Source organism: Cypionkella psychrotolerans (genome assembly GCF_001294535.1).
GTDB lineage: Bacteria > Pseudomonadota > Alphaproteobacteria > Rhodobacterales > Rhodobacteraceae > Cypionkella > Cypionkella psychrotolerans.
In genome coordinates this window covers 361,502-371,171 of record NZ_LGIC01000086.1, presented here as the reverse complement: position 1 = coordinate 371,171, position 9,670 = coordinate 361,502, and the positions used below count along the sequence as shown (strand labels likewise).

At 59.5% G+C, this 9,670-nt stretch carries 8 protein-coding genes; 5 read left to right on the top strand and 3 right to left on the bottom strand.

The features are described from left to right. The first annotated feature begins 11 nt into the window (after positions 1-11). Complete coding sequence (locus AKV04_RS21505; protein WP_054008424.1) at positions 12-2,555, top strand: hybrid sensor histidine kinase/response regulator; 2,544 nt, start codon at positions 12-14, stop codon at positions 2,553-2,555. On the opposite strand, the gene yaaA is transcribed toward AKV04_RS21505, so the two are convergent. The 3 genes from yaaA to AKV04_RS21490 are packed head-to-tail and all read right to left on the bottom strand — an operon-like array spanning position 2,552 to position 5,732. Further along, positions 2,552-3,325 (bottom strand): peroxide stress protein YaaA, encoded by a 774-nt coding sequence (gene yaaA, locus AKV04_RS21500; protein ID WP_054008423.1) that lies wholly within the window; start codon positions 3,323-3,325, stop codon positions 2,552-2,554. The genes AKV04_RS21505 and yaaA overlap by 4 nt on opposite strands. A 34-nt stretch (positions 3,326-3,359) precedes the next feature. Further along, complete coding sequence (gene recQ, locus AKV04_RS21495) at positions 3,360-5,405, bottom strand: DNA helicase RecQ (RefSeq protein WP_054008422.1); 2,046 nt, start codon at positions 5,403-5,405, stop codon at positions 3,360-3,362. 39 nt (positions 5,406-5,444) lie between these two features. Then, positions 5,445-5,732, bottom strand: a complete 288-nt coding sequence (locus tag AKV04_RS21490; protein ID WP_054008421.1) for a YggT family protein — start codon at positions 5,730-5,732, stop codon at positions 5,445-5,447. A gap of 126 nt (positions 5,733-5,858) precedes the next feature. Here AKV04_RS21490 and AKV04_RS21485 point away from each other — a divergent pair, with 126 nt between their 5' ends. The 4 genes from AKV04_RS21485 to AKV04_RS21470 all read left to right on the top strand — a co-directional run bounded on the left by AKV04_RS21485 (position 5,859) and on the right by AKV04_RS21470 (position 9,583). Continuing rightward, complete coding sequence (locus AKV04_RS21485; RefSeq protein ID WP_054008420.1) at positions 5,859-6,392, top strand: acyl-CoA thioesterase; 534 nt, start codon at positions 5,859-5,861, stop codon at positions 6,390-6,392. 67 nt (positions 6,393-6,459) lie between these two features. Then, on the top strand, positions 6,460-7,830 hold the full coding sequence (locus AKV04_RS21480) for an MFS transporter (RefSeq protein WP_054008419.1): 1,371 nt from the start codon (positions 6,460-6,462) through the stop codon (positions 7,828-7,830). Then, positions 7,827-8,714, top strand: a complete 888-nt coding sequence (mepA, locus tag AKV04_RS21475) for a penicillin-insensitive murein endopeptidase (protein WP_054008418.1) — start codon at positions 7,827-7,829, stop codon at positions 8,712-8,714. The genes AKV04_RS21480 and mepA overlap by 4 nt, the downstream gene beginning before the upstream one ends. Further along, positions 8,687-9,583, top strand: coding sequence for an esterase-like activity of phytase family protein (locus AKV04_RS21470; RefSeq protein ID WP_054008417.1), 897 nt, complete (start codon positions 8,687-8,689; stop codon positions 9,581-9,583). The genes mepA and AKV04_RS21470 overlap by 28 nt, the downstream gene beginning before the upstream one ends. Positions 9,584-9,670: the final 87 nt, after the last annotated feature.

Below are 9,670 nucleotides of genomic sequence, written 5' to 3'. Positions count from 1 at the left end.
GACGGGGCGGCATGGATTTCGCAGAACGGCTTGCAAAAGAAAGGCGCGCGCGGTTGGCGGCAGAACGGCTGCTTGAACAAAAAAGCCGAGAGCTATTTGCGGCCAACGCTAAGCTTGGCCTGCACGCCCGGGCTTTATCTGACCAGATCGTCGAGCAACGCCAGATGGTGAAATCTGCGCTGACCGAGGCTGAGCAGTTGAAGGGTCAGCAATCCCGCTTTGTCGAAGACCTTGACCGCGCGCATACAATGGCCGTGATGGCAGAGCGGCGGCTGTGGGACAGCATCAACACCATCAAAGATGGCTTTGCGGTGTTCGATTCCAACCAGCAACTCATCACCGCCAACGCCGCCTACCTTGCCGCCTTCAATGACCCCGAAATCGTGCCGGGCCTGCCCTATGCCGATCTTTTGTGCATCGTGGCAGAGGGGGGGCTGGTGGAACTGGGCGCGCTTACCCCAGACGTCTGGGTTGCCGATATGCTGGCCCGTTGGGAAGCCGAAGCCATCGAGCCAATCACGGTACAGTTCAAGACCGGCACTTGGGTGCGCATGGTCGATCAGCGCGCCCGCGACGGCGACATGGTCAGCCTTGCGCTGGATATCACCGAACAAATGCGAATCTGGGCCGCTATCGAGGCTATTCCCGATGGCTTTGTGCTGTTTGACAGAGAGGAACGTCTTTTGACCTGCAATCAACGCTACCGCGACATCTATTCGGCTTCGGCCCCCGCCATCGTGCCGGGCGCGAAGTTTGAAGATATTCTGCTTTATGGTCTGGATCATGGCCAGCATTTGGATGCCATGGGGCGTGAAGCTGAGTGGCTGCCCGAACGCTTGGCGCAACACCGCCACCCCGGAGCGCCGGTCGAACAACAACTTGCCGATGGTCGCTGGATCAGAGCGCAGGATCACGCCACACCGGATGGGGGGCGGGTTGGTCTGCGGGTGGATATCACCCACCTGAAAGCGCAGCAGGTGGCGCTGGAGGCCGCCCGGTTGGCCGCTGAAGCTGCCAGCCGCGCCAAATCAGCCTTTCTGGCGAATATGAGCCACGAAATTCGTACCCCGATGAATGGCGTGGTTGGCATGGCGGAACTGCTCTGCGACACCACCTTGTCCGAAGAACAGCGCCTGTTCGCCGAAACCATCCGCTCGTCGGGCGAAGCTTTGTTGGTGATCATCAACGATATCCTCGATTTCTCGAAAATCGAGGCAGAGCGGCTGACGCTGCATCCCGAACCCTTTGATATGGAGCGTACAATCCACGAAATCGCCATGCTGCTGCAGCCGCGTGCGCGGGAAAAGGGACTCGATCTGATGATTGATTTCGACATGTTTTTGCCCACCCGCTACATCGGCGATCCGGGACGGTTGCGGCAGATTCTCACCAATCTGATCGGCAATGCGGTGAAATTCACCGACAAAGGCCATGTGCTGATCCGCGTTGTCGGGCTAGAGGGTGAGACGGGTGAACAAGATTTGCACGTCACTGTTGAAGACACAGGCATCGGCATCGCGCCAGAAAACCTCGCGCATATCTTCGGCGAATTTAACCAAGTGGAAAGCCAGTCAAACCGCAAGTTTGAGGGCACGGGTCTGGGTCTGGCGATCACCAAACGGCTGGTTGAACGGATGCGGGGTGAGGTCTGGGTTGACAGCGATCTGGGCAAGGGCGCTTGCTTTGGCTTCCGTATCCCGCTGCCGATTGCCGAAGACGCCGAGGAGCCGCGTCTGCCGATCACGGTGAACCGCGTGTTGGTTGTCGATGATCAGTTCATCAATCGCACCATTCTCGAGCGTCAACTGGTGCCCTGTGGCATCGCCGTGACTTTGTGTCGTTCGGGCGCTGAGGCCCTGTTAGCGCTGGAAAGCGGCAGCTTTGACGCCATCATCACCGACCACGAGATGCCCGAGATGGATGGTCTGACGCTGGCCGCCCGCATCCGTGCTAAGGGGATCGAAACCCCTATCCTGCTGCTATCGTCCAGCCCCGCCAGAGTGCGTGAGGGCGAGGGCTCGCAACATCTGGCGGCGACATTGCAAAAGCCAATTCTGCGCGCCGATCTGTATCGTCGGCTGCAATCGCTGGCGGCCCCCGTGCCCGAAGCCCCGCCGATTGTCGAAGCCGTGCCACAGGCCGAGCGTCGGCAGATGCGGGTGTTGACAGCCGAAGACAACCGCACCAACCAACTGGTGTTTCAGAAAATGGTCCGCGAGATCGACCTCGAACTGGTCTTTGCCAACAACGGGGTGGAGGCGGTGGCCCTGTTCCAAAGCTTCAAGCCGGATTTGATTTTCATGGATATTTCCATGCCCGAAATGGATGGTCGCGACGCTGCCCGCGCCATCCGCGCGCTAGAGGCGGGCAAAACTCATGTGCCGATTGTCGCCCTGACAGCTCATGCGATGGATGGCGATGCCGAAGGAATTTTGGCCGCTGGCATCGACCGCTACATGACCAAACCCTTGCGCAAGGGCGCGATTGCCGAAACGCTGACAGATTTCTGCCCCAGCTTCGTGCGCCCGATTAGCGCCGCAGAACAGGCCGCCTAAGCAGGGGCTGCGACTTGGCGCGAGAAAACCAACCGTGTCGCGTCCGATTGGGCTGGGTGATAGGTGTAGCCGCCCAGATCATAGCCGCGCAGATCGGCGGGGTCGGTCAGATGGTGCTGGCTGACGAACCGCGCCATCGCACCCCGCGCCTTCTTCGCCCAAAAGCTGACGACTTTTGCCTCACCATTGCGCTCCTCCAGAAATACCGGAGTCACCACCGACAGCTTCAATGCTTTCAGATCAACGGCGCCGAAATACTCCGCCGAGGCACAGTTGATCAGTACCTTCGCCCCCTGCTCGGCAGCCAACGTGTTCAAAGCTTTGGCGATTTTGCTGCCCCAATAGGCGTAAAGATCCGCGCCCTTCGGATTTGCCAACTTGCTGCCCATCTCCAGTCGATACGGTTGGATCGCATCCAATGGCCGCAACAGTCCATAAAGCCCCGACAAAATCCGTAAATGCCCCTGCGCCCAGAGCAGGCTATCCGGCTCCATTCGCCGTGCCTCAAGGCCCGCATAGGTATCACCATCAAAGGTAAACGCGGCGGGTTGACCGGGCGCATCGCCGCGAAATGCCTTGAACCGCGCGTGGTTCAACCGCCCCAACGCAGGCGAAATATCCATCAGCGCGCAGAGTTGCTCCACGCTCAAGCCCCCCGCAACCCTCGCCAAACGCAGCGCATCGGCGGCGAAATCCGGCTTGGTTGCGGCGACATCGGTCGGATGCGGCGTTTCATTCAGGCGTTTGGCGGGGGAAATCACGGTCAGCATGGGCGCGCTCCTTCGCGGCAAGACATAGCGGGCATTAGGCCTCGCGCAAAACATCAAGGAAAGCGGTGCCGAAGCGGTCGATTTTCTGATCGCCCATGCCCTGAATATCCGCCAATTCCGCCAAGGTGGAAGGCCGCCGCTCGGCAATATGGCGCAGGGTGGATTGGGTGCACGACAGATGCTTGCCGATACCATTCTCGCCACGCGCGAGTTCCAGTTGCACCTCGTTCAGCCGATCATACACAGCACTCGCATCCCGCCCAGCCAAAGCCCGCCGCGCCGGGTGCATAGGTACAGCTGCCGTTCCAGTGATGATATGCAAAAACGCCGAGCCATAGCTTTCCAGTTTTTTCGCGCCCACCCCAGTGATGCCCATCATTGCATCCAGAGTGGCAGGTCGGACTTCTGCCATCTCGATCAGAGTCTTATCAGCGAAGATCACATAGGCAGGCACGCCCGCCGCCTCGGCCAAAGCCCGCCGCTTGGCTTTCAGCGCCGAAAGCAGGCTGGCGTCTTCTTCAGACACCTGCGTTTTAATCGCCAAGCGCGGCAGGGCTTTGTCGATGGTATCTTTGCGCAACGTGATCGAGGCTTCACCGCGCAGGATCGGACGGGCCGCGTCGGTCATGCGCAGCGCGCCGAAACGATCCGGGTCCGGCCGCACAAGATCGCGCCCCATCATCTGGCGGAACACCGCCCCCCAAGCCGGTTTCGATAGGTCACGGCCCACGGCAAAGGTTGGCAGTTGGTCATGGCCCTTTTCGCGTACCTTTGGGGTGGAGTTTCCAGTGAGAATATCAATCAGGTGGCCTGCGCCAAACCACTCACCCGTGCGCAGCATCGCGGACAGTGCCTTGCGTACCGCATCGGTGGCGTCGAACAGTTGTGCGGGGCGCTGGCAGAGATCGCAGTTGCCGCAAGGCTCAGAGACTTCGCCAAAATAGCCCAGCAACACCTGGCGCCGACAGGCCATCGCCTCGGCCAGACCGAGCAGCGCATTCAGCCGCCCGTGGTCAGCCGCCTTACGGTCGGGCGGGGCGGCACCTTCGTCAATCTGGGTGCGGCGCAGGCGGATATCATCCGGGCCATACAGCGTCATGGTTTCCGCCGGAGCACTATCGCGCCCAGCCCGGCCGATTTCCTGATAATAGCCTTCGATAGACTTCGGCAGATCGGCATGCGCAACCCAGCGGATATCTGGCTTGTCGATGCCCATGCCAAAGGCCACCGTCGCCACCACAATCAGCCCGTCTTCCTGTTGAAAGCGGATTTCAACCCGGCGGCGATCCTCGGCATCCATGCCGCCGTGATAGAAACAGGCGGAATGCGCCTCGGCTTTCAAAGCCTGCGCCAGCGTTTCGGTTTTCGCCCGCGTCGCACAATAGACGATGCCGGATTGCCCCCGCCGCGCCCCAGCAAAGCGCAAAATCTGGTCGCGGGGGCTGTCTTTCACCGCGAAAGCAAGATGGATATTCGGGCGATCAAAGCCACGCAGGAAGCTTTCCGGCGCTTTGCCATCAAACAACCGCGTGACAATTTCGGCGCGGGTTTCTTCGTCTGCTGTCGCGGTAAACGCGGCCAAAGGCACGTTCAGGGCGCGGCGCAATTCGCCGATCCGCAGGTAATCCGGGCGGAAATCATGGCCCCATTGGCTGACGCAATGCGCCTCATCCACCGCAATCATCGTGCAGTTGATCCGGCGCAGCAGCGGCAGAGTGGCAGAAGAAGCCAACCGCTCTGGCGCCATATACAAAAGCTTCAGCCGCCCGGCATCCAAAGCCGCAAAGACTTCCTCGGTCTGCTCCTCGGTATTGCCCGAGGTCAGCGCCCCCGCCTCAACCCCCGCTTCCTTCAAACTCCGCACCTGATCCCGCATCAGGGCAATCAGCGGTGAGATCACCACAGTGACCCCATCGCGACACAAAGCAGGCAGTTGAAAACACAAGGACTTCCCGCCACCCGTTGGCATGATCGCCAGCGTGTTACGCCCCGCCATCACCGCATCGACAATTTCTTCCTGACCGGGGCGAAAGCCGGAGAAGCCGAAGATCGAATGCAGAAGGTCTTGCGGTGCGGGCATGGGCTTTCTTCGCGCGACATGGGCGCTGATGCGATCAGATCAGGAAAAGCTGAACATATTGTTATAAACCACGATCCGCAGCGCATAAATCGCCAGCAACACGATCAGCGGCGCAAGATCCAGCCCTGGTGTGTTCGGCAAAATCGACCTGACCCGGCTGTAAATCGGGTCGAGCAGGCGGTTCAGACCATACCAGATCTGCGCGACCAAAGACTGCCGCAGGTTCAGCACCTGAAAATTGATCAACCAGCTCATGATGATGTGGATCAGAATGATCCATTTGGCGATATCAAGCACCATCAGCAAAATCTGCAACACAGAGGTCATCATTGGCTCCAACCACAAGGGATTGTGGCAGAGGTAACGCTCCACCCCCAAAAGGGCAATGCTTTCCGCAGCGTTTTGGTTGACGATTGCCGCGACAAAAGGCAGTTCAGGCGGTGGAGGTGCCCGATGTATCCCTATATTCGCATGGCCAAAGAGCTTTGGAAGTTTCGCAACGCGCCACCCCTTGGCCTGTTTGACGCGCATATCAGCAGCCATCGCATCTGGCCGTGGGATTTGGACCCGTGGCGCGAGTTGAACAATGGTCGCACCCTGACCCTGTTCGATCTGGGGCGGATTCCGATGTCGGTGCGGATGGGGTTTGAAAAGGTCGCCAAGGCCAACGGCTGGGGCATCACGGTCGCAGGCAACACCACGCGCTATCGCAAGCGGGTGACAGTGTTTCAGAAGATCACGCAAGTTAGCCGCGTGGTCGGCTGGGACGATCGTTTCGGCTATATTGAGCAGAGTTTCTGGCGCGGCGATGAATGCACAAGCCATATGCTGCTGCGCTACGCGTTCATCTCGAAGGCGGGGATGGTGAAGCCATATGAGGTGATCGCGGCGCTGGGCTATCCAACCGAAAGCCCGGTTATGCCGGATTGGATCACCGCTTGGATCGCCGCCGATGCGATGCGGCCTTGGCCACCACAACGCAGCTAAAGCGCGGCGCTTGCGCGGGGGCGGTTTTTCAGGCTTGAATGGCGAAAACCGCACAAAGGGGCAGGGCATGGCAACGGCACGGCAGCGCATCTGGGGCTGGTGGTTTTACGATTGGGCCAGCCAACCCTACAACACCTTGTTGCTGACCTTCATCTTCGGCCCATATTTTGCCGAAGTCGCCCGTGGCTACTTCATGGGCACCGGGATGGAGGAAGAAGCCGCCAAAGCTGCAGCGCAAAGCTATTGGGGCTTTTGGTATGCGATATTCTCCCTGATCATCGCCCTGATGGCCCCGGTTTTGGGCGCCGTTGCCCAGGGCACCGGGCGCAGGTTGGTCTGGGTCTGGGCGTTCTCTGTGCTGTATGTTTTCGGCGCATGGAGCCTGTGGGGTCTCGCCCCCGGCGCGGAACTGAGCGGCTTGCGCTGGGCGGCGATTCTGTTCGGCATCGGCCTGATCGGCATGGAGTTTACCGCGATTTTCACCAACGCGCTGATGCCGACGCTGTCGGATGGCGACAATATGGGCAAAATCTCGGGCAGCGGTTTTGCCTTTGGCTATCTCGGCGGGTTGCTTGCGCTGGCAATCATGTTGTCGTTTTTCGTGCTGAATGGCGATTCCGAAGTCACCCGCGCTGGCATTGATCCGACCATGTTTGGTTTGGACACCGAAGCCCGCGAGGAAACCCGCATCGTTGGACCCCTAAGCGCGGTCTGGTTTGTGCTGTTCATGATCCCCTTCGCCTTGTGGGTCAAAGAACCGAAAGGCGGTGCGGGTTCGCTGCATATCGGCGCAGCGATGGCGAGCCTGCTGGACAATCTGAAAAGCCTGCGCTTCCGGCGCAGTTTGGCCGCCTATTTGGGATCAACCCTTGCCTATAGCGATGCTTTGACAGGGATTTATGCCTTTGGCGGGGTTTATGCGTCAAATGTTCTTGGCTGGGATATCGGCAAGATCGGCGTGTTCGGCATCCTCGGCGGCGTCACCGCGATGATTGCAAGCTGGCTCGGCGGCAAACTCGACAGCCGCTTTGGACCGAAACCCGTGATTGTCGGTGCGATCATCGTGCTGATCGTGGTCTGCCTTGTCATCGTCGGGATGGAGCGGGACAGCCTTTGGGGCATCGCGATGGACCCGGCCTCCAGCACGCCAGACATCATCTTCTATATCTGCGGCGGCCTGATCGGTGCGGCTGGCGGCCCCCTGCAAGCCGCAAGCCGCACAATGGTTTTGCGCCACACCACGCCAGATCGCGCCACCGAGGCGTTTGGATTGTTCGCCCTATCCGGCAAAGTCACCAGTTTCATCGCACCGCTGCTGATCACAATTGCGACAGCCGTGACCCAAAACGCGCGTTTGGGGATTTCTCCGATTGTCGCGCTATTTATCATCGGGCTAATTCTGCTGATCTGGGTCAATCCGAAAGGCGAACAGGCATGATCCGTTACCTTATTCTGTGTGCTGCCCTGTTGGCCCCGCTTCCGGCGAGTGCTGAAAAACTGGCGAACAAACTGTTTGGCGCGGTGGACCAACCCAGCCAACAAGACGCCATGCCGATTGGGTCTTACGCACGCGGTTGTGCCGCCGGATTGATGGAACTGCCTGAAACCGGGCCAACATGGCAGGCGATGCGGCTGTCGCGGCATCGCAATTTTGGCCATCCTGTGCTCGTGCAATATCTGGAAGATCTGTCGCATACCGCAACCCAAATCGGTTGGCGCGGGCTATATATCGGCGATATGGGCCAGCCGCGTGGCGGGCCGATGACCTCGGGCCATGCCAGCCATCAGATCGGCCTGGATGCTGATATCTGGATGCTGCCACCGAAATCCCTAAATCTTTCCCGGAAAGACCGCGAGAATATCAGCTCGATCCCAGTGCGCTCGGCTGATCAGAAATCGGTGACTGCGAACTGGACTCCGCGCCATGCAGCACTTCTGAAAGCGGCCGCGTCTGATCCGCGGATAGACCGGATTTTTGTCGCCGCCGCCGTGAAGATTGAGATGTGCAAAACCGCGAAGAAATCCGACAAGAAATGGCTGCAAAAAATCCGACCCATCGCGGGCCATGACACGCATTTCCACGTCCGTCTGAAATGCCCGAAAGGCGCTCGGCGGTGCGAGACGCAATCTCCAACGGTGTCAGAGCTTTCCAACGGGGGTGATGGCTGCGATGAAACCCTTGCGTGGTGGGTGTCGGACGCCTACCTGAACCCCAAGCCGTCGAAAAAACCGACCAAACCCGCCCCGCACAAGAAAGGCCCGCGTGAGTTCACCATGGCCGATTTGCCCCGCCAATGCACAGACGTGCTTTCCTCGCCGTAGCGGCGGGGATGGTGCTGATCGCGGGCCTTGAGGGCAGCGCCAGCCCGACCCCGCCGCCCGGCTTTCTCGGTGCATTCCATTGGACGATGGACGATCCGCGTTTCGGCGGGTTTTCTGGTATTGAGGTTTCCGAAAATGGCCGCAATATCATCGTGTTGTCGGACCGGGGGGCTTACACAACTGGCCAGATCACCCGCGATGAGGCTGGCCGGATCGCGTCGATTTCAGCAAAGCCCGTGCGGCCCTTGCAAGGCGCAGATGGCACGCCGTTGAAACCTGGCCTTTCGGACAGCGAAGGCATTGCTTGGGCCGCCGATGGCTCGGTCTATGTCTCGTTTGAGGGGCCCGCCCGTGTGCTGCACTATCCGAAACTCGGTGGCCCGCCGAAAGACCTGCCCTCACCCCGCGATTTCAAGGCCATGCAAAAGAACTCAGCGCTTGAGGCCTTGGCGATTGACGCCGCAGGCACCCTTTACACCCTGCCTGAACGTTCGGGTGCCGAGGATAAACCATTTCCTGTTTATCTTTTCAAAGGCGGCAAGTGGGACAAACGCCTGCAAATCCCGCGCGACGGCGGCTATCTTCCGGTTGGCGCAGATTTTGACCCTGACGGCAGGTTCTACCTGCTGGAGCGGAATTTTCGCGGCCTCGCCGGGTTTTCAAGCCGCCTGCGCCGCTTTAGCCTAGGTCCCAAAGGCTTCGACAAAGGTGAAACCCTCCTAGAGACCCCGGTCGGGCTTTATGACAATCTGGAAGGCGTCTCAATCTGGCGCGACGCGGCGAGGCATCTGACAGCGACAATGGTTTCGGACGATAATTTCAATTTCTTTCTGCGCACCCAGATCGTCGAATACCAACTGCCGGATTGACAGGCCTCTGCACCCGCGCTAGGCCACCGCGTCCCATAGTGGGCCAAGCCTATTGCTGAACCAAGTCTCCGCGACCTTGTAAAAAAC

What these genes read in the sequence shown, in the direction of transcription:
- AKV04_RS21505 (WP_054008424.1), top strand. Translation starts at nt 12, where the DNA reads ATGGATTTCGCAGAACGGCTTGCAAAAGAAAGGCGCGCGCGGTTGGCG.
- yaaA (WP_054008423.1), bottom strand. Translation starts at nt 3,325, where the DNA reads ATGCTGACCGTGATTTCCCCCGCCAAACGCCTGAATGAAACGCCGCAT.
- recQ (WP_054008422.1), bottom strand. Translation starts at nt 5,405, where the DNA reads ATGCCCGCACCGCAAGACCTTCTGCATTCGATCTTCGGCTTCTCCGGC.
- AKV04_RS21490 (WP_054008421.1), bottom strand. Translation starts at nt 5,732, where the DNA reads ATGACCTCTGTGTTGCAGATTTTGCTGATGGTGCTTGATATCGCCAAA.
- AKV04_RS21485 (WP_054008420.1), top strand. Translation starts at nt 5,859, where the DNA reads ATGTATCCCTATATTCGCATGGCCAAAGAGCTTTGGAAGTTTCGCAAC.
- AKV04_RS21480 (WP_054008419.1), top strand. Translation starts at nt 6,460, where the DNA reads ATGGCAACGGCACGGCAGCGCATCTGGGGCTGGTGGTTTTACGATTGG.
- mepA (WP_054008418.1), top strand. Translation starts at nt 7,827, where the DNA reads ATGATCCGTTACCTTATTCTGTGTGCTGCCCTGTTGGCCCCGCTTCCG.
- AKV04_RS21470 (WP_054008417.1), top strand. Translation starts at nt 8,687, where the DNA reads ATGCACAGACGTGCTTTCCTCGCCGTAGCGGCGGGGATGGTGCTGATC.